General features: G+C 61.5%; 17 protein-coding genes. 9 read left to right on the top strand and 8 right to left on the bottom strand.

What is annotated here, in order from left to right; all coding sequences use genetic code 11:
- Positions 1-306: 306 nt before the first annotated feature.
- A complete protein-coding gene (locus tag EQV97_RS15775) occupies positions 307-2400 on the top strand; it encodes a TonB-dependent siderophore receptor (RefSeq protein WP_240889227.1) in 2094 nt (697 codons plus the stop codon).
- Positions 2401-2519: 119 nt separating this feature from the next.
- Here the strand turns inward: EQV97_RS15775 and EQV97_RS15770 are convergent, their stop codons facing one another.
- The 4 genes from EQV97_RS15770 to EQV97_RS15755 all read right to left on the bottom strand — a co-directional run bounded on the left by EQV97_RS15770 (position 2520) and on the right by EQV97_RS15755 (position 8131).
- Positions 2520-2732 carry a hypothetical protein gene (locus tag EQV97_RS15770; RefSeq protein ID WP_045061341.1) on the bottom strand — a complete coding sequence of 71 codons (213 nt, stop codon included), beginning with the start codon at positions 2730-2732 and terminating at the stop codon, positions 2520-2522.
- Positions 2733-2976: 244 nt separating this feature from the next.
- Positions 2977-4083: an agmatine deiminase gene (gene aguA, locus EQV97_RS15765; protein ID WP_240889226.1), complete on the bottom strand. Its 1107-nt coding sequence runs from the start codon at positions 4081-4083 to the stop codon at positions 2977-2979.
- 5 nt (positions 4084-4088) lie between these two features.
- Entirely contained in the window at positions 4089-4967 is an 879-nt protein-coding gene (aguB, locus tag EQV97_RS15760; RefSeq protein WP_122840734.1) for an N-carbamoylputrescine amidase, read from the bottom strand.
- A gap of 251 nt (positions 4968-5218) precedes the next feature.
- Positions 5219-8131 (bottom strand): aminotransferase, encoded by a 2913-nt coding sequence (locus EQV97_RS15755; protein WP_240889225.1) that lies wholly within the window; start codon positions 8129-8131, stop codon positions 5219-5221.
- Positions 8132-8274: 143 nt separating this feature from the next.
- Between EQV97_RS15755 and EQV97_RS15750 the strand changes: the two genes are divergently transcribed.
- From EQV97_RS15750 to EQV97_RS15740, 3 genes are read left to right on the top strand one after another with little or no spacing between them, the layout of a single operon-like run.
- Positions 8275-10083 carry an ATP-binding protein gene (locus EQV97_RS15750; protein ID WP_045061337.1) on the top strand — a complete coding sequence of 603 codons (1809 nt, stop codon included), beginning with the start codon at positions 8275-8277 and terminating at the stop codon, positions 10081-10083.
- Positions 10080-11474: a sigma-54 dependent transcriptional regulator gene (locus tag EQV97_RS15745; RefSeq protein ID WP_240889224.1), complete on the top strand. Its 1395-nt coding sequence runs from the start codon at positions 10080-10082 to the stop codon at positions 11472-11474. The genes EQV97_RS15750 and EQV97_RS15745 overlap by 4 nt, the downstream gene beginning before the upstream one ends.
- 39 nt (positions 11475-11513) lie before the next feature.
- Positions 11514-11969 (top strand): YiiD C-terminal domain-containing protein, encoded by a 456-nt coding sequence (locus tag EQV97_RS15740; protein ID WP_240889223.1) that lies wholly within the window; start codon positions 11514-11516, stop codon positions 11967-11969.
- Positions 11970-12040: 71 nt separating this feature from the next.
- Here EQV97_RS15740 and cysQ read toward each other — a convergent pair whose 3' ends face one another.
- Together cysQ and nudE are read right to left on the bottom strand one after the other, a co-directional pair.
- Positions 12041-12868, bottom strand: a complete 828-nt coding sequence (gene cysQ / locus EQV97_RS15735) for a 3'(2'),5'-bisphosphate nucleotidase CysQ (protein ID WP_225569240.1) — start codon at positions 12866-12868, stop codon at positions 12041-12043.
- Positions 12865-13431, bottom strand: a complete 567-nt coding sequence (nudE, locus tag EQV97_RS15730; protein ID WP_045061333.1) for an ADP compounds hydrolase NudE — start codon at positions 13429-13431, stop codon at positions 12865-12867. The genes cysQ and nudE overlap by 4 nt, the downstream gene beginning before the upstream one ends.
- 90 nt (positions 13432-13521) lie before the next feature.
- On the opposite strand from nudE, the gene yrfG reads away from it, so the two are divergent.
- Positions 13522-14184: a GMP/IMP nucleotidase gene (yrfG, locus tag EQV97_RS15725; protein WP_122840740.1), complete on the top strand. Its 663-nt coding sequence runs from the start codon at positions 13522-13524 to the stop codon at positions 14182-14184.
- Positions 14185-14237: 53 nt separating this feature from the next.
- Here yrfG and lysM read toward each other — a convergent pair whose 3' ends face one another.
- Complete coding sequence (gene lysM / locus EQV97_RS15720; RefSeq protein WP_045061331.1) at positions 14238-14687, bottom strand: peptidoglycan-binding protein LysM; 450 nt, start codon at positions 14685-14687, stop codon at positions 14238-14240.
- Positions 14688-14825: 138 nt separating this feature from the next.
- Between lysM and EQV97_RS15715 the strand changes: the two genes are divergently transcribed.
- From EQV97_RS15715 to EQV97_RS15700, 4 genes are all read left to right on the top strand, one after another.
- Positions 14826-15713 carry a LysR family transcriptional regulator gene (locus EQV97_RS15715; protein ID WP_045061330.1) on the top strand — a complete coding sequence of 296 codons (888 nt, stop codon included), beginning with the start codon at positions 14826-14828 and terminating at the stop codon, positions 15711-15713.
- Positions 15714-15804: 91 nt separating this feature from the next.
- Entirely contained in the window at positions 15805-16644 is an 840-nt protein-coding gene (gene fdhD, locus EQV97_RS15710) for a formate dehydrogenase accessory sulfurtransferase FdhD (RefSeq protein WP_225569239.1), read from the top strand.
- Positions 16641-18989 carry an FdhF/YdeP family oxidoreductase gene (locus EQV97_RS15705; RefSeq protein ID WP_122840742.1) on the top strand — a complete coding sequence of 783 codons (2349 nt, stop codon included), beginning with the start codon at positions 16641-16643 and terminating at the stop codon, positions 18987-18989. Before fdhD ends, EQV97_RS15705 begins: the two co-directional genes overlap by 4 nt.
- Positions 18990-19201: 212 nt before the next feature.
- Positions 19202-19687: a glycine zipper domain-containing protein gene (locus EQV97_RS15700; protein WP_122840743.1), complete on the top strand. Its 486-nt coding sequence runs from the start codon at positions 19202-19204 to the stop codon at positions 19685-19687.
- 69 nt (positions 19688-19756) lie between these two features.
- On the opposite strand, the gene EQV97_RS15695 is transcribed toward EQV97_RS15700, so the two are convergent.
- A complete protein-coding gene (locus EQV97_RS15695) occupies positions 19757-20176 on the bottom strand; it encodes a thioesterase family protein (protein WP_045061326.1) in 420 nt (139 codons plus the stop codon).
- Positions 20177-20310 lie beyond the last annotated feature (134 nt).

The following is a 20310-nucleotide window of genomic DNA, read 5'->3' as shown; positions in this document are numbered from 1 at the left end:
AACGCAAAACAAAAAGGCCCGCCCACGAGAAATCGAGGCGGGCCTTTTATTATTTTGTCGGTCATGGCGGTTGGCCACAGGCGTTGGGGCGAATCCTAGCCGCGCCCTTGACGGTGTGTCAATTTGAAGAATCGTCTGTGAATAGGCGAAAAAAGTCTAAGGAATCATCAATGTAATGTTTCCGACATGATTAGTAACAATCGAACCAGGGAACTTTTCAGGAATAATTATCGAAAGTAAATAGCACGCATTATCATTTGCGCCGTTTTAGCCACATCCCAAAAATCTTACGGACGCGCCTTCCAAATGCCTGCCCCTTTTCGCCTTGTGCCCTTCAGCTTGGGTCTCTCAGCTGTGCTTTCTGCCGGTTTTTCCTACGCCGCACCGACCACATTACCGGCGACTTCCATCAGCGCTGAAACTGAGGCCGATGACCCGCGAGTGAAGGAAACCAGCACGGCGACCCGCACGGCGACACCAGTGCGCTACGTTCCCCAGGCCATCGACTCGGTGAAAACCGCGAACGTGATGGACTACGGCACCAACGACCTGGGCACGGCACTCAGTGGCATCCCCAACGTCAGCAGTGGCGCTGACACCCGTTTTGATAGCCTGCGCATTCGCGGCTTCGACGCCAGCAATGACTTTTACCTCGACGGCATTCGTGACGACAGCCAGTACGTGCGCGACCTGCACAATATCGAGAAGATCGAGGTACTCAAAGGCCCGGCAGCGGTGCTGTATGGCCGGGGTAGCCAGGGCGGGATCGTCAATCGGGTCAGCAAACAGCCGGAATTCGGCCGCCGCTCGACCATTGAAGCGCAAGGCGGCAGCGAAGACCTGCGCAGCCTGTACGCCGACCTGAGCACCGATCCAACCGATAACATCAGCCTGCGCCTGAACATGGGCAATATGGACGAAAACAGCTTCCGCGATGGCGTCAGCGGCAATCGCCAACTGTTCGCGCCATCGATGAGCTGGCAGTTGACCCCGGACCTCAACTGGCTGGTGCAATACGAGTACAGCCGTTACAACCGCACCCCCGACCGTGGCGTGCCTGGGGTGAATGGCCGCCCGGCAGATGTAGGACGGGATACCACCTACGGCAGCGATCACGATTTCATCGACGACAAGTCGCAATCCCTGCGCTCCAAACTCAGCTACGAACTCAGCGATAACTGGCAGCTTCGCCATACCCTGGGCGTATTCAAGCTCAACAGTGATTTTGATAACACCTACCAGACCGGCTACACCCCGGCCACTAACCAGGTCACGCGCCAGCACTGGCAACAGGACCTGACCACCCGTAACGTTTTCAACAACGTCGAGCTGGAAGGTGGGTTCGACACCTTCGGCCTGGAACACCGGTTGCTCACCGGTATTGAAGTGGGCAGCCAGCGCCGTGATCCGACGCTGTACAACGCTGCTACCTCCGGGCCAGGCAGCTCACCGGTGCCGGCACTCGACCTGTTTAACCCCAACCGTGAACTGCGCCATACCGGGCGCATGCAGGTGGCGAGCAACAACCACACCGAAGTCGAGAGCCGCGCGGTGTACGTGCAGGATCAGCTGCGCCTGAACGACCAATGGCAGGTATTGGCCGGCCTGCGCTACGACACCTTCGATATCGAATCGACCAACCAGCTGCGCAACATTTCCGAAGACCGTGACAGCCACAGCACCAGCCCACGTGTAGGCCTGGTGTGGACGCCGCTGCGGGATCATTCCTTCTATGCGTCCTGGTCCAAGACCTTCTCGCCGGTGGGCGGAGGTTTGATCGGCATCACGCCGGGCGCCAGCGGTAACGGCAATGACCTGAGTCCCGAGCTGACCAAACAAAAGGAAATCGGCGTGAAGTCCGACTGGCTCGACGACCGGCTGAGCACCACCCTGGCGATCTATGAACTGGAACTCTACAACCGCCGCACCAGCGACCCGCTGGATCCGACCATCACCTTGCTCACCGGCAAGCAACGCTCCCGCGGCATCGAGCTGACCGGAAGCGGCCGTATCACCGGCAACTGGTATGTGCGCGGTGGTGTGGGCATTCAGGATGCGACGGTGGAGAAGGACAACAACGGCTTCGAGGGCAAGCGCATCAGTGACGTGGCCAAGCGTAATGGCAGCCTGTTCGTGACCTGGAAACCGGAGATGGGTTGGTACGCGGAAACCGGTTTGACGCTGGTGGGTGATCGGTATGCCGATAACCTCAACACCGTGATGATGCCGGGCTATGGTCGGTGGGATGCATTGGCCGGGTTCCGGCAGAAGGATTGGGATCTGCGGGCGGCGTTGAACAATATTGCGGATAAGGAATATTACGAGTCAGCGACGAGTCAGTTTCAGATTCAGCCGGGGGCGCCGCGTAGCCTGGTTGTGACGGGGACCTACAGTTTTTAAACACTGCGCAACCTGTGGGAGCGAGCAGGCTCGCTCCCACACTTGATCTTCTGCGTTTAAAAAGCAAAAAAAAAGCGCCGCCATCCCGGCAGCGCTTTTATCAATCCGTTGTTTTCTTCTTATCCTTCCATCACATCCCACAACGCTTCCAGTTCCGCTTCGCTGAATAAACCAGCGGGGTAGCGCTCGATCATCATCCGGCGCGGATCAGGTTCCCTGATCTGACGCGTTCCATTGGATTTCAACCAGTGCGCCAGGAGCTGGAGCGATTCGTTGTTGACTGCCAGGGGATGCGACGCCTGCTCGCTCACTACATTTACTTCGGCGTTCATCTCCGCGCTCTCTCCCGGTATATGAGCGGCTAACTTATCCAAGGTTTGTGACAGAACATCGCAGTTCTCCCCTCCTTGTTTAACCCCATAACCGATACAAGAGCTGTGCCAATGTGTTGACGTTGTCGATGAGCGGACATAAAAAAGCCCGCGGTCCTGATGGACGGCGGGCCTCTCGTGTCAGCCAGCAGGAAAATCGTCGAGTTGAAATTTTTCCAGTCAACTCAATCTGTTACAACCCCACTCACTCGTTGTGCGGCGCCGGCTGCTGTTGGGTAAGGCAGTGAATGTTGCCGCCGCCCAGTAACAACTCACGCCCCGGCACCATCACCACTTCGTGCTGGGGGAACAGGCTCTGCAGGATTTCCCGCGCGGGACCATCCAGCGGGTCGTCGAAACTTGGGGCGATGATGCCACCGTTGACGATCAGGAAGTTCACGTAGGAACCCGCCAGGCGAACGCCAGGATTTCGTTCCTGGCTGCCGTCGACCGGATCCACGCCCGCACATTCTTCCTCGGTCGCGTACAGCGGCCCCGGAATCGGCATCTTGTGCACCGTGAATGGGCGCCCCTTGGCATCAGTGGCGCTTTCCAGCACTTTCATTGCGGCCTGGCAGCGCGGGTAGTTCGGGTCTTGCGGATCGTCGGTCCAGGCCAGCAGCACTTCACCCGGACGGATGTAGCAGCAGAAGTTATCCACATGACCGTCGGTTTCGTCGTTGAACAAACCGTCCGGCAGCCAGATGATTTTATCCACAGCCAGGTTGGCGCTCAGCACCGCTTCGATGTCAGCGCGGTCCAGGTGTGGATTGCGGTTGCGATTGAGCAGGCACTCTTCGGTGGTGATGAGCGTGCCTTCGCCGTCGACGTGAATCGAGCCGCCTTCGAGCACAAAACCTTCGGTGCGATAGCGCGGGCTGCGTTCGATCTCGAGGATCTTCCCGCCGACCTGCGAGTCGCGGTTCCACGGCGAATAGAGGCCGCCGTCGAAGCCGCCCCAGGAGTTGAAGTCCCAGTTCACGCCGCGAACTTCGCCACTGTTGTTGATCACGAAAGTCGGACCGGTGTCGCGGACCCAGGCGTCGTCGCTGGACATCTCGACGACCCGGATATTCGGCACGTCCAGGCGCGCACGGGCATTTTCATACTGGCCGGCGGAGACCGCCACGGTCACCGGTTCGAAACGCGCGATGGCCTTGGCCACTGCAACGTGGGCGGCCTGCGCCGGCTTGCCGCCCAGACGCCAGTTGTCGGGGCGCTCTGGCCAGATCATCCAGGTTTGGGTTTGTGGCGCCCACTCGGCCGGCATGTAGAAGCCATCGGCGCGGGGCGTGCTGTTTAAAGTGGTCATGACGATCAGGACTCCAGGGCACCGTCTAGGGTTTTGATAGCACCATACAGGTTGGGGCGGCGGTCACGGAAGGAGCCCCATGCACTGCGGGTATGTTCCAGCAGGTCCAGATCGAAGCTGTGGACCAATACGCCTTCTTCGGTTTGATTGAGTTCCTGCACCTTTTCGCCGAACTGGTTGGCGATAAACGACGAACCGTAGAAGGTGATGTCGTACCCGTCCTGCTCTTCATTGCCGATACGGTTACTGGCGATCAGCGGCATCAGGTTGGCGCCGGCATGGCCTTGTTGCACACGCTGCCAGTGGTCGCGGGACGAGATGGTCTTGTCGTGCGGTTCGCTGCCGATGGCGGTCGGGTAAAACAGGATTTCCGCGCCTTGCAGCGCCATGCTGCGGGCACACTCGGGGAACCACTGGTCCCAGCAGATGCCCACGCCGATTTTCGCGTAGCGGGTATTCCACACCTTGAAGCCGGTATCGCCCGGGTTGAAGTAATACTTTTCATGGTAACCGGGGCCGTCCGGAATGTGGCTTTTCCGATAAATCCCGAGGTTGCTGCCGTCTGCATCGATGATGGCGATGCTGTTGAAGCGTGCGCGGCCGGCCAGCTCGTAGAAGCTGATCGGCAGCACGACTTGCAGCTCCCTGGCGATTTTCTGGAAGTGCTTGATGGCGACGTTGTCTTCGACCGGGGTGGCCAGTTGCAGGTAATCGGCGTTCGGCTTCTGGCAGAAGTACGGTGCTTCGAACAATTCCTGGATCAGGATGATTTGCGCACCTTTGGCTGCAGCCTCGCGGACCAGCCTTTCAGCGGTCTCGAGGTTGGCCTCGAGGTCCCAGGAACAAGCCATCTGGGTGGCGGCGACGGTAACGATACGACTCATGAATCATCTCCTGGGCAAGCGGCTGGGGTCGAGTGTGACGACGACCCATGACAGAAAGCGGAAGCCCAGGCGGAATTTCACCATGCCGAGGCAATGGCGACTTTATAGCCGATAAAAATCGGCTTTAAAAGCAAATACTTTTAAAAAAGATGAATGAATACGCTTAAAACACCGATAGAAATCGATGTTCATGGATTACCCCACACCCGTACTCCCCCAACACACCCCCAACAGCGCAATGGCCATCGGGCTCAAAGGCCCTCTGCAAGCACCTTCGAAAGCATATCCACGAAGAAATCCACACTCCGGCGCGACGTCACCATCGGCGGTTTGATTTTCAGCACGTTCAGATAATCCCCCGTCGGCTGCATGAAAATCCCCAGCTCGCGCAGGCGATCACACAGCGCCGTAGTCTCCTGCGTCGCCGGCTCCAGGGTCTCGCGGTTACGGATCAGCTCCACCCCAAGATAAAACCCGGAACCATGCACCGCGCCCACCAGCGGATGAATATCGATCAGGGCCTCGAGTCGCTCCTTGAAGTACCCGCCCACGACCTGCGCGTTCTCCCAGAGTTTTTCTTCCTCCATCACATCCAGCACCGCCATGCCGATCTGGCAGCTCACCGGACTGCCACCTGCCGACGAGAAGAAATAGCCCTCGGCCTCCAGCGCTTCGGCGATTTCCCGGCGAGTGATCACCGCGCCCAAGGGCTGGCCGTTGCCCATGCCCTTGGCCATGGTGATGATGTCCGGCACCACGCCCTGCTCTTCAAACCCCCAGAAAAAGTGGCCCATGCGACCGTAGCCGACCTGCACTTCATCGGCGATGCACACGCCACCCTGGGCGCGTACCAGGGCGTAGACCTGCTTCAAATAACCCGGCGGCAACGAGATTCCGCCCGCGTTGCCATAGACCGGTTCGCAAATGAACCCGGCAAGCTGGCGCTGCTGCCCGGCGATTTTCGCCAGGTGGTGCTCGACGCTGCGCACGTAATCGGGAGCGCTGTCGGCGCCGCGGAATTCGCCGCGATAGGTGTTCGGCGCCGTCACCGGATGCACCCAGTCCGGGCGGCTACTCAAGGCCTGGGGGTTGTCGGCGATCGAGGTCGAAACGGCGTCCGCGCCCACCGTCCAGCCGTGATAAGCCTCCAGCACGCTGAGCATGTCGCGCCCGCCGCTGTAGGCCCAGGCCAGGCGGATGGCCAGGTCATTGGCCTCGCTGCCGCTGTTGACCAGGAACACCCGGTCCATGGAGTCCGGCGCCAGCTTGAGCAGTCGCTCGGAAAACTCGGCGACCGCCGCGTAGTTGAAACGCGAGTTGGTATTGAGCAGCGACCACTGGCGACTGGCGACCGCCGCCATGCGCGGATGGCCATGGCCCAAGACTGCAACGTTGTTGAGCATGTCGAGGTAGGAGCGGCCCTGCATGTCGATCAGGTGATTGCGCCAGCCGCGCTCGATGCGCGGCGGGTCGACGTAGTAGTGTTTTTGCGTACGGGCGAAACTGGCCTCGCGACGCGCCAGCAGGGTCTGCGAATCCAGCTCCTGCTCCGCATCGCAGGCCAGCCCCAGCAGGCTTGCCGGCGACGGGCATAGCGCCTGCCAGGCGGCAGCGCGGGAAGGTGTGCAGAACAACGGCGCGTTTAGCGAAGCGCCGCGACACAGCTGCACCCGCAGCGGCCCGTTCACCGCACCCAGCACCTGGCCTTTGACCAGTGCCGCACCCGTGTGCAGCGACGGCTGGACGCCCCACAACCGCAGGCTCAATTGCGGGCCATCGAGTTGCAGCACGCCCGGCTCGGGCTCATGGACCATGCCGGCAAACGGCGACTCGACCGCCGTGCCCATGGGCACCCTTAATTCGACGTGCAGCGGGCAAGTGTCCGGCTCGCGAAACGAATCCGGCTGGGTGCGCGACAGGCGATATTGCCCGTAGCGACTGGCCGCCAGCTCATGCACGGCGGCTGCCTCGTCCAGCAGACGCTGATCGATGCCTGGCTGCTCCCAGTTGCCGGCTTCGAAATGCGGGCTCAGGACGCCCAGGTCAATCAGGGCAAACTCCCGTCCGACCAGGCCCGGCAGCAGCGGGGCAAACCCTTCGCCGCCAATGCCCGGCAGGTGCTGACCGACCGCAGACAGGATCGCCGCCTCCATCAATTCCAACGGTACCGAAGTGGCCACGCGAAAGATTTCCCACTCGTGGGTCAGGTTGTCACGGCTGTAGGCATTGCCCGGATCGATGCTCACCTGCTGCTCGCCACTGAGCACCAGCACGGCGGCGCGGGCCACGATCAGCGGCCACAGCGCCAGGAGCTCTGCGTGCTCCAGTGGATTGACTGCGTGATACGCCTGCACCGCCGGCAGGATGTAAAACGGATCGCCACCGGCATGATGCAACAGCGCCGCGCAGGTCACCGACAGATCGGTGATGCGCCAGGTACGGATCAGGTCGCCGAAATCGATCACGCCCTGCAATTGCCACAGGCGATCAGCATCGCGTTGCCAGACCACGTTGTCGTCGGTGATGTCCATGTGAATGGCCTGCACCGGCAGCTTGTCCACCAGCGGTTGCAGATGACGTTCGGCGCGTTCCGCTGCATCGGCGATTTGCCGGCGCTGGGTGTCATCCTTGATCACCGGCAGCAAGTGCGCAATCAGCGCATTGGCGTGACGGGCATCCCATTGCAGCGTGCGGGTCAGGCCGGGGTGATCGAAGTCGGCCAGCGCCAGGTCCATTTCGCCGCAGAGCCGCCCGAACCCGGCAACGACGGCACCGGGCAGGTGATCGAGGTCTGTCAGCGGCTGGCCGTCGATGTAACCCAGCAGACGCACATGCACGGTCTGATCGGCCACTTGCAGGGTCAGAAGGTCCGCGCCGCTCCTGGCGCCAATAACCCGTGGCACTTGCACCCCGGCCTTTTCGGCCAGGTGCTTGAGGCCTGCATGCTGGGCTTGCAGCTCTTGCACGGCATAGTCGCCGCGGCAGATTTTCAGGACGAAGCGCCCCTGATCGCTGTCGACGCGGTAATTAAGATCCTGCTGACTGCCCAGGGCCCGCAGCGTTCCGCTCAACCCGTAATGCTCTGCGAGCAGCCCAAGCGCAACCTCGGCCGACACTTGTGGGCTGGGCAAACTGGCGCGATGAATCAACGTGGCGAGCGGCATACAACGACCCCTGAGAATTTGATCAGGCGCTTATATCGCCATTGCTCGGGGCGATACGCAACCCCCCACAATCACACACCCCTCGCGCCACCCGGCACTTTGCGCAAGAATGCCGACCATCAACGCGACAGGCGCTCGACCTCATGACCCCGACTCTCCCCCGCAGACCCCGCTGGCGCAGCCTCGCACTGCTCGCGCTATGCCTGGCGCCGTTGCTGTGGCCGCTGGAGCATCTGGCCGAACGCTATTACCGCAGCGAACTGGCCGGGCAGAACCGCCAGACGCTCGACCTGTACGTCGCCAACCTGTTGGGCACCCTGCACCGTTATGAGGTGCTGCCGCAAATTCTCGGCGAGCTTCCAGCCCTGCGCGCCGTCCTGGGCGCGCCGGACGACGGCGTGAGCCAAGGCAACGCCAACCGCCTGCTGAAAAACATCAGTGCCCAGACCGGCGCCGAAGTCATGTACCTGATGGACACCACCGGCAAAACCCTGGCGGCGTCCAACTGGGACAAACACGACAGCTTCGTGGGGCGCAATTTTTCCTTCCGCCCCTACTTCAGCGAAGCCATGGCCGGTCGTCTTGGGCGCTTCTTCGGCCTGGGCACGACTTCGGCCAAGCGTGGCTATTTTTTTGCGGCGGCGGTTCGCCAAGGTGAAAAGATCATCGGCGTACTGGTGGTCAAGGTTGACCTCGACCATACCGAGAGCCTGTGGGGCAACACCCCGGAACAGCTGCTGGCCACCGATCAAAATGGCGTGGTCATTCTCACCTCACGGCCGGAATGGCGCTTTCGTTCGACCCGCACATTGAGCGAGGCGGAGAACAAGGCGATCACGGCGATCCAACCCTACCCCACTCGCGATCCCCAGCCGCTCAAGCTCAACCCCGATGCGTGGCTGACCCAGTCCCACCAGATCGACGAGACGGGCTGGACGGTGAACATCCTCGCGCCGCGGACCCTGATCGACCGCCCGGTGCGCACGGTCGTTGCCATTGGCGGCGCCACCCTGCTGGTGTTGATGCTGCTGCTCGGCCTGATGATGCAGCGCCGCCGCCATTACCTGGAGCGGATCGCCTTCGAGGCCAAGGCCCGTCGTGAACTGGAAGGCCGGGTTGCCGAGCGCACCAGCGACCTCGAAGGGCTCAACCGGCGTCTCAAGGAGGAAGTGCTGGAACGCGAACAGGCCCAGCAGGAGCTGGTGCGCGCCCAGGATGACCTGGTACAGGCCGGCAAGCTGTCGGCACTGGGGACGATGTCCGCCAGCATCAGTCACGAGTTGAATCAGCCACTGGCGGCGATCCGCAGCTATGCGGAAAACGCCGAAGTGCTGCTCGATCACCAGCGCACCGACGATGCCCGTGGCAACCTCAAGCTGATCAGTGAACTGACTGCACGCATGGCCTCGATTATCGCCCACCTGCGCGCGTTCGCCCGCCGCGATCGCCATGCGCCGGAGAGCGTGGCCCTGCAACCGGCGCTGGACGACGCACTGGCCCTGCTCGCCAAGCGCCGGCGCAGCATGGAGGTCGAACTGATCCGCGATTTGCCGGCCGCCACCTTGTGGGTCGAAGCCGGCGAAACCCGCCTGCGCCAGGTGCTGGGCAATTTGCTGGCGAACGCCCTGGACGCCCTTACGGAAAAAGGCCCGCCGCGTAAACTGTGGCTGAGTGCCCAATCCACTGCCGAAGGCGTCAACCTGTACATTCGCGACAATGGCCCGGGTTTTTGCATGGAAGCCCTGGGCCGCGCCAGCGAACCTTTCTACACCACCAAGACCCGCACCCAGGGCCTGGGGCTGGGGCTGGCGATCTGCGAAACACTGATGCGCGCCTTCGGTGGTGAACTTTCGTTCTCCAACCACAAGGAAGGCGGCGCGCTGATTACCTTGAAATTGCGCGCAGGCGCACCGGGCGTGAGCCTGCAACCGTCCGAGGACCGAAGTGCATGACCATCGACAACCGCATCCAGGTCGTGCTGATCGACGACGATCCGCACTTGCGCCAGGCCCTGAGCCAGACGCTGGACCTTGCCGGCCTGAAGATCCTGCCGCTGGCCGAAGCCAAGGGCCTGGCTGCGCAGCTGGAGCGAGACTGGCCGGGCGTGGTGGTCAGCGATATTCGCATGCCGGGCATGGACGGTCTCGAACTGCTGACCGAACTGCATGCCCAGGACCCGGAGCTGCCGGTGTTGTTGATCACCGGCCATGGCGACGTACCGCTGGCGGTGCAAGCGATGCGGGCCGGGGCCTACGACTTCCTGGAAAAACCCTTTGCCAGCGATGCCCTGCTCGACAGCGTGCGCCGGGCGCTGGCCCTGCGCCGGTTGGTGCTGGATAACCGCAGCCTGCGCCTGGCACTGAGCGATCGCAACGAGTTGAGCGCACGGCTGGTTGGACATTCAGCGCCAATGGCGCGCCTGCGCGAGCAGATCGGTGCCTTGGCGGCCACGCGGGCGGACGTGCTGATCCTTGGCGAAACCGGCGCGGGCAAGGAAGTGGTCGCCCGCGCGCTGCACGATCTGTCGAGTCGTCGCAACGGGCCATTCGTGGCAATCAATGCCGGCGCCCTGGCTGAATCGGTGGTGGAGAGCGAGCTGTTCGGACACGAGCCCGGCGCTTTCACCGGGGCGCAGAAGCGCCGCATTGGCAAGTTCGAATTCGCCAACGGCGGCACGCTGTTTCTCGATGAAATCGAGAGCATGAGCCTGGATGTGCAGGTCAAGCTGCTGCGCCTGCTGCAAGAGCGCGTGGTTGAGCGGCTTGGCGGCAACCAGCAGATCCCGTTGGACATCCGCGTCATAGCTGCGACCAAGGAAGACCTGCGCCAGTCTGCCGACCAAGGCCGTTTTCGGGCCGACCTGTACTACCGCCTCAATGTGGCGCCGCTGCGCATCCCGCCTTTGCGCGAGCGCGGCGAAGATGCCCTGATGCTGTTCCAGCATTTCGCCAACGAGGCCAGCACCCGCCACGGTCTGCCGCCCCACGAACTGCAACCGGGTCAACGCGCCCTGCTATTGCGTCACAGCTGGCCAGGCAACGTACGGGAGCTGCAAAACGCCGCCGAGCGCTTCGCCCTGGGCCTGGAACTGGCCCTGGACAACAGCACACTGGATGGGACATCCGGGGTCACGGTTGAGGTGATCAGTGGCGGGTTGAGCGAACAGGTGGAAAACTTCGAGAAGAGCCTGATCGCCGCCGAGCTCGCGCGTTCCCACAGCTCGGTCCGCAGCCTGGCGGAAGCACTGGGCATCCCGCGCAAAACCCTGCACGACAAGCTACGCAAGCACGGGCTCAACTTTGCCGACGGTGGCGCCCACACCGCCACCGACGAGCTCGACTGAGCTACCGTCCAATCACCGCCCACAGACAAGAGAGCGTTCATGAGCCGCGACAGTCGTCACCTGGAAAGCATCCTGCACCACGACATTCCCCTGACGCGGGACATGGGCCTCAAGGTGCTCGACTGGCACGACCAGCAGTTACGTCTGCACCTGCCGCTGGAGGCCAACGTCAACCACAAGAGCACGATGTTTGGCGGCAGCCTGTATTGCGCCGCCGTACTGGCGGGGTGGGGCTGGTTGCACCTGCGGCTGCGCGAGGAAGGCATTGAAGACGGGCACATCGTGATTCAGGAAGGGCAAATCAGTTATCCGCTGCCGGTGACCATGGACGCGATTGCGATTTGCCAGGCGCCCGGTGCGGCGCAGTGGAAGAAATTTTTGGCGATGTACCGGCGGTATGGGCGGGCGAGACTGACTCTGCAATCGCGGATTGTGAATGCCGAGGGTGGCGAGGATGCGGTGACGTTTAGCGGGCAGTACGTTTTGCACCGTTAAGATCAAAAGATCGCAGCCTCGTTGCACTCGGCAGCTCCTACGGTGCAACCAGGCTGCGATGTTTTCGATCGTTAACCCTGGGCCAGTTTCAACAACTGCTGTCGCCAGGATGCCTGGGCCGGCAGCGCCAGGAAAAACCCGTTCAACAACGATTCCCGCGCCGGGTAACTGAACGTTTTACCGCTCAACTCCAGCACCTCGCCCCCGGCACCTTCCAGCACACCCTGGGCCGCCGCCGTGTCCCACTGCGAAGTCGGCGCCAGGCGCGGGTAACAATCCGCCGCGCCTTCGGCCAGCAGGCAAAACTTCAATGAGCTGCCGATGTTGGCCAACTCCAGCTCACCCAGGCTCGCGCTCAAGCCTGCAAGCAAGCGCTCCTGCTCGGGGCTCGAATGGCGGCGGCTGGCGACTACGGTAAAAGCTTCACCTGCCGGCGGCACCTGACGAACCTGAATAGGCAAAGGCTCGGCACCTTTATCCGAACGCCATGCCCCCAGGCCTGCGCCTCCGACATAAACGCGCCCATTGGTCGGCATCGATACTACCCCAAACACCACGCGGCCTTGCTCGATCAAGGCGATGTTGACAGTGAACTCCTCGCTGCCCGAGATGAATTCCTTGGTCCCGTCCAGCGGATCGACCAGCCACCAGCGCTGCCAGCCGGCGCGCACGCTTTGGGGAATGTTGGCGTCTTCTTCAGAGAGCACCGGGATGCTTGGGTCCAGAGCGGTCAGCCCGTCCAGAATCAGATGGTGAGCCGCCAGGTCAGCTGCTGTGACGGGTGAATCGTCGGCCTTGGCAGTCACGGCCGTGCCGGTGCGCCAGAACGGCAAAATGGCGTCGCCTGCCAGCAAGGCCAGTTCGATCACGGGCGCCATCAATGGATGCGGGAAATTCATGGCTGGTACACCCCGCGCTGCGTCAACAGATCCCGGGCCAGATAGAGCGCGGCCAACGCACGGCCTTCGGTAAATTGCGGGTTCTGCGCCAGCGCCGACAGCTCGCGCAGGTTGACCTTGCTCACGCCCATCGGCTCGGGCTCGTCGCCTTCCAGTCGTTCCTCGTACAAGTCCGTGGCCAGCACCACCTGGATCTTCTGGCTCATGTAGCCGGGCGACAAGGACAATTCGGTCAGGTGTTCCAGCTGCCGTGCGCCATACCCGGCTTCCTCCTTGAGCTCGCGCTCGGCCGCCGCCAGCACGTCTTCGCCGGGCTCGATCAAACCCTTGGGCAACGACATCTCGTACTCATCGGTACCGCCGCAGTATTCCTCGACCAGCACCGCATGATCCGCATCCAGCATCGCCACGATCATCACCGCGCCATAGCCGGCGCCCTTGCCGACCAGTCGCTCGTAAGTGCGCTCGACGCCATTGGAAAAGCGCAACTTCAGCTCTTCGACGCAGAACAGGCGGCTGGTGGCGACGATCTCGCGAGCGAGGATGGTAGGTTTCTGGCGCATGAGCGGCTCCTGGGTGATAGCGAGTTACTATACCCGGCCTATCCTGAATGTTGACCCCGGATATCCTTTTTACCGCTGGAGAAGTTTTTTATGTCCCTGCTGCCCTGGCATGACATCGATACCGTTTTGCTGGACATGGACGGCACCTTGCTGGACCTGCATTTTGACAACCATTTCTGGCTGGAGCACCTGCCGCAACGCTATGCGCAGCTGCACGGAGTCAGCCTGGCCATGGCCGAGATGGAATTGCAGCCGCTGTTCGAACGCCACGCCGGACAGTTGCAGTGGTATTGCCTGGATTTCTGGAGCACCGAGCTGAAGTTGTCGGTTCGCGAGTTGAAACTGGAGACCGCGCACCTGATCGCCCTGCGCCCGGACGCGGACACGTTCCTGGCGGCGATCAAACAAGCCGGCAAGCGGGTGGTGATGATCACCAACGCCCACCGCGATTCCCTGTCACTCAAGCTTGAACGGATTGAACTGGCGCCTTACTTCGAGCGGCTGATCAGCTCCCACGATTACGGCTATCCCAAGGAAAATCCGCAGTTCTGGGACGCCCTGCAGGCGGACATCGGCTTCGATCCGGCGCGCAGCCTGTTTATTGACGACACGCTGCCGATTTTGCGCAGTGCGCGGGATTTTGGCGTGGCACATCTGCTGGCCGTGCGGGAGCCGGACAGTCGCAAGGGCCCAAAGGACACGGCTGAGTTTGCGGCGGTTGAGGATTATCGGGATCTGGTTGCCGGTCTCTAGACCGATTCGGCTGCATCGCGGGCAACGCTTGCCCGCGATGGCGATCTAAAGCTTTACTCAGGAATCCGCAACGACTGCCCCGGATAGATCTTGTTCACGTCCTTGAGCATCGGTTTGTTGGCCTCGAAAATCTTGTTGTACAGGTTGGCATTGCCATACACCCGCAGGGAGATCGCGCTCAGCGTATCGCCCTTCTCCACCACCACAAACTTCGCAGCCACCATCACTGGCCCGGTCACGGTAATCTGGTCTTCAACACCACTGACGCCCGCCACGTTGCCCAGGGACAACAGGATCTTTTCTTTCTCTTCCTGGGTGGCGGCTTCACCACTGGCGATCACCTTGTCGCCCTCGACCTTGACCTGGATCTTCGAAGTATCGATCCCCGTCAGCGCATCCTTCACGTGCTTGGTCAGCGCCTCGCTGTTGGCTTCGGCCTTGTCCGGCGTCAGTGCGTCGAGGATTTTTTCACCGGCTTCTTTGAGAAAACTGAAAAGGCTCATCGTGTGCTCTCCATGGTAATAAAAGGGTCCAGACGCAAAAGCCTAGACCAAGCTTGCACACTGCGGTTCCAACCCGACCAATGACGCCGCTTCCCGCCAGGGGCTAGAATCGGCGCCTTCCTGCGCCCTGGAGCGAAGATGGACATCAAGCAGCTGAAATTCCTCATCGCACTCGACGAAACGCGACACTTCGGCCAGGCAGCCGCACGCTGCCACATCACCCAACCGACCTTGTCGATGCGTTTGCGCAGCCTGGAAGAAGAGCTCGAATTACCGCTGGTCAACCGTGGCCAACGCTTTGAAGGCTTTACCGCGCCGGGCGAGCGAGTGCTGGCGTGGGCGCGCACGGTGCTGGCGGCCTACGACGGGCTGCAAGCCGAGGCGGCCGCCTGTCGCGGCAATCTGGTCGGCACCCTGCGCCTGGGGGTGGTGCCATTATCGAGTTTCGATCCATTGCCGTTGATGCAGCGCCTGCATGCCGAACACCCGAACCTGCGCTTCGAGTTGTCTGCATTGAGCTCCGAGCAAATTCTCGAACAGCTGGCGAACAACCGCCTGGACCTCGGCGTGTCTTACCTGGAACGCCTCGACGGCGAGCGTTTCGACTCCCTGGCCTTCAGCGAAACCCGCATGGGCCTGCTTTACGATCAGCGCTTCTACAGTTTCAGCGAGGCGCCGCTGAGTTGGGAGTCGTTGATCGAATTACCGCTGGGCATGCTCACCAGCGGCATGCACTTTCGCCAATCCATCGACCACAATTTCCACAGTCGTGGCCTCAGTCCCCAGCCTCTGCTGCAGACCGACGCCGTGCATCAACTGTTACAAGCTGTGCACGGCGGCTTGTGTTGCGCCGTGATGCCGCTGGACGGCGGCCTGGAAAACCTCACCGATCATCTGCGCCTGCAACCCATTGAAAACGCCCAGACTCTCGCGCGCCTGGGCTTGATCATGCGGCGCAGCGCACCTCGATCGGCACTGGCAGAGGCGTGTTTTGCGATTTATCAAAAATCATCCACGGACGCTTGATCGACGCCATCTATCGGCACATCAGTATTAGCGATTAGACGCGACCGTTTGACGCGCCTAGGCTTAAAGCTGATCAAACCGTGGTGATGCCATGAACGCCAAGCGCCCAGCCTGCGCGGCGCCTGCCCTCGAAACGCCCGCGCCCGCTGCGAGTCAAACCTACAGCTACAGCAACCTTGATGCGTCCGGATCGGCCCATACCGAGCTGGCCGAGGAAGTTGCGCTGGCGATTGCCTACAACGGCATCAGCCAGGCCGTGATGCTGGTGACTCCAACCGACCTGGAAGACTTCATCGTCGGTTTCAGCCTCGGCAGCGGCATCATCAACGACCCCGCCGACATCTACGACCTGCAACTCAGCGGCTCCGGCTCGGCGCAGTACGCGCAAGTCACTATCGCCAACCGTGCATTCTGGAACCTCAAGCAGCAACGCCGGCAACTGGCCGGAACCAGCGGTTGCGGGTTGTGCGGAGTGGAGGCGGTCGAGCAGGCACTGCCAGACCTGAAAGTATTGCCTGGGGCGCCATTGCCGCCGATTGCCTGGCTCGACGGCTTGCGCCAGCGCATCGGTGCTTTCCAGCCCCTTGGCCAACACTGCGGAGCGGTACATGCCGCGGTGTTCATGAATGATCGGGGCGAGTTGCTGCTGGGTCGCGAAGATATCGGCCGGCACAACGCCCTCGACAAGCTGATTGGCGGCCTGATCCGCCAGGACATCCCGATTGGCGCGGGGCTGGCGATCGTCACCAGTCGTTGCAGCCTCGAACTGATCCAGAAAGTGTTGCGCGCAGGCATCCAGACCCTCGTCAGCCTGTCTTCGCCCACAGGACTTGCTGTGCAATGGGCGCGCCGACACAACCTCAATCTCATCCACCTGCCGCAGAAAAGTGCGCCGCGGGTCTACAGCCCTGCGATGGAGAACCTCACGTGAGCCAACATCATCAAGCCGACCAGAAACCCGTCCCCCGCTACAAGCCCTACAAAGGCCCGGCCGGTGGCTGGGGCGCGCTGATCAGTGTGGCCCAGGCGTGGCTGACCAGCGACAACGCGCTGAAGAACCTGCGCATGATGCTCAAGACCAACCAGAACGGCGGCTTTGACTGCCCGGGTTGCGCCTGGGGCGACTCCCCGGAAAGCGGCATGGTGAAGTTCTGCGAAAACGGCGCCAAGGCTGTGAACTGGGAAGCGACCAAGCGCCGGGTGGATGCTGCATTCTTCGCCAAACACAGCGTCAGCTCGCTGCTGGAGCAAAGCGACTACTGGCTGGAGTATCAGGGCCGCCTGACCGAACCGATGAGCTACGACGCCGAGACCGATCGCTACAAGCCGATCAGCTGGGAAGCGGCCTTCGCCCTGATCGGCAAACACCTGCAGGGCCTGTCGAGCCCGGATCAGGCCGAGTTCTACACTTCGGGGCGCGCTAGTAACGAAGCGGCCTACCTGTATCAATTGTTTGTGCGCGCCTATGGCACCAACAACTTCCCCGATTGTTCGAACATGTGCCACGAGGCCAGCGGCGTGGCGTTGGCGCAAAGTGTCGGCGTGGGTAAAGGCACGGTGACGTTCGACGATTTCGAACACGCCGATGCGATATTTGTCTGGGGCCAGAACCCCGGCACCAACCACCCCAGGATGCTGGAGCCGCTGCGTGAAGCGGTCAAGCGTGGCGCCCAGGTGGTGTGCGTCAACCCGTTGAAAGAGCGTGGGCTGGAACGTTTCCAGCATCCGCAGCACCCGATCGAAATGCTCACCAATGGCGACAAGCCGACCAATACCGCGTACTTCCGGCCAGCGCTTGGCGGCGACATGGCCTTGCTGCGCGGCATGGCCAAATTCCTGCTGCAATGGGAGCGCGACGCGCAGAAGACTGGCGGGCCCGCGGTGTTCGACCACGACTTCCTCAATGAGCACAGCGTCAATGTGCTGGAGTACATGGGCGCCATCGATGACACACCTTGGGAGCAGATCGTCGAGCAATCCGGCCTTGCCCTGGTGGAAATCGAGCAAGCGGCGCGCATGTACGCCTCGGGCAAGAACGTGATCATGTGCTGGGCAATGGGCATTACCCAGCACCGTCATTCCGTGCCGACGATTCAGGAAATCGCCAACCTGATGCTGCTGCGCGGCAACATCGGTCGCCCAGGCGCCGGCCTGTGTCCGGTGCGTGGCCACAGCAACGTGCAAGGCGACCGGACCATGGGCATCAACGAACGCCCGCCGGTGGCGTTCCTCGATTCCCTCGAACGTCGCTTCCAGTTCAAGGTGCCGCGCGAGAGCGGCCACAACGTGGTCGAGGCAATTCATGCGATGGCCGAGGGTCGTGCCAAGGTGTTCATCGGCCTGGGCGGCAACTTCGCCCAAGCCACGCCGGACAGCCCACGCACCTTTAAGGCGCTGAGCAGCTGCGACCTGACCGTGCAGATCAGCACCAAGCTCAACCGCAGCCATCTGGCCCACGGTAAGGACGCGCTGATCCTGCCGTGCCTGGGTCGCACCGATATCGATATCCAGACCGAAGGTCCGCAAGCGGTGACCGTTGAAGACTCGTTCAGCATGGTCCATGCCTCCAACGGCCAGTTGCAGCCACTGTCTAACCAGATGCGCTCGGAGCCGTCGATCATCGCCGGTATCGCCGCCGCGACCCTGGGCAGCCGGCCCGTGGACTGGAGCTGGCTGGTGGCCGACTACGACCGCATTCGCGACCTGATCGCCGATACCATTCCGGGTTTCAAGGACTTCAACGAGAAAGTGAAGAATCCAGGCGGTTTTTACCTGGGCAACAGCGCCGGAGCGCGCAAGTGGAATACGGCGTCGGGCCGGGCCAGCTTCCGCCCCAATATCCTGCCCAAGGACCTGGTTCACGAACGAACGCGCGCCACGGGCGTGTTGCCGGATCTGATCATGCAGTCGATGCGTTCCCACGATCAGTACAACACCACTATTTACGGGCTCGATGACCGGTATCGCGGGGTCAAGGGGCAGCGCGACGTGCTGTTTGTCAACGAAGCCGACATCATTCGCCTGGGCTTCAAGCCTGGACAGAAGGCGGACATCGTTTCAATCTGGGACGATGGGCGTGAGCGCCGGGTGAAGGGTTTTACGTTGCTGGCGTTTGATATTCCGGCGGGACAGGCAGCCGCTTACTATCCGGAGGTGAATCCTCTGGTACCGTTGGAAAGCACGGGAGATGGCAGCCACACGCCGACGTCGAAGTTTGTGGCGATTCGACTCGAAGCGGCAAGCGAAAACGGTTTGATCATGGCCAGGTCGGCGTAGCTGCCCTGCCCACTCATCAGCCACAAAAAAGGCCGTTTCCGGGTGGAAACGGCCTGTCTTAAGTAGATAAAGACCAGCGAAAAAGCATTAAGTTCCGCCCAAAAAACAGTAACTTACGCAATTGTGTACAAGTCGTGTCACTCGTCGGATTTCGATTGTAACCAGTACCACCCAGCCTCAGGATCGCGCCGTCATCCCCTTGAGGTTCCTCTATGAAGTTCTCCTCGATTCTCTTGTTGTCCCTTGGCCTGGTCAGTGGCTTCGCTTCTGCCGGAGGCACCACCGAAGCAGGCGTGGGCGGCGCATTGGGCGGGGTTTTGGGCTCAGTCGTCGGTCAATCGTTAGGCGGCAATACAGGTTCAACCATCGGCGCAGCCCTGGGTGGCGCGGGTGGTAGTGCCGTCGGCGCAGACAAACGCAGCCGTGGCGAAGCCGCCATCGGTGGTGCGCTGGGCGCAGCCGGCGGTAACGTGGTCGGTCGCAGCGTAGGCGGCACCACAGGCAGCCTGATCGGCTCCGCAGCAGGCGGTGGCGCGGGTGGCGCACTCGGCAACTACATGGGCAACAAGAGCGATGAGGACGATAATCGTCGCTCTTATCGCGGTGGCCGTGATGATCGTCGCTACTATCGCGATGATCATCGGGGTCGCGGCCATGCCTACGGCCACCGCAAGCACAAACATCGCTATCGCGACTGAGGCATCAATCGCCTCGTTTACCGGTAGATCAAAAAATCGCGGCCCCAGGGCCGCGATTTTTTTTGCCAGTCAAACCACCAACCGCTCCAGCGCCCCGCGTAACCCGCCAGGAATCGCCACTGGCTGATTCGACCCGCGATCGACAAACACATGCACAAAGCGCCCTGCTGCACAGGCCTCGTCTTCCCCTGCCTTGAACACCGCTAGTTCGTACTGCACCGAACTGTTGCCCAGCTTGCCCACGCGCAGGCCGATTTCAATCCGGTCCGGAAACGCAATCGAGGCGAAATAATCGCAGGCCGAACTCACGACAAAACCGACGACTTCGCCGTCATGGATATCCAGGCCGCCGACTTCGATCAGGTAGGTGTTCACCGCGGTATCGAAGAAGCTGTAGTAGGTCACGTTGTTGACGTGGCCGTAGGCATCGTTGTCATGCCAGCGCGTGGTGATGGGCTGGAAGTGCGGGTATTCGCAGCGTTGGGGCATTGGCGTCGTTTCCTTGGATTGAATTCCAATTCTAAAGCTAATTCTGTTTCAGCATTCTTCGCCAGCAGGCTGGCTCCCACAGTCAATCGGGTTTCAACTCAAAGTTTAAGAACACCCACAATTCCATGTGGGAG

The organism is Pseudomonas sp. TMW22090 (genome assembly GCF_022496665.1).
Taxonomy (GTDB): domain Bacteria; phylum Pseudomonadota; class Gammaproteobacteria; order Pseudomonadales; family Pseudomonadaceae; genus Aquipseudomonas; species Aquipseudomonas gregormendelii.
Note: the sequence above shows the minus strand (reverse complement) of the source record. Positions and strands in the feature narration are given on the sequence as shown.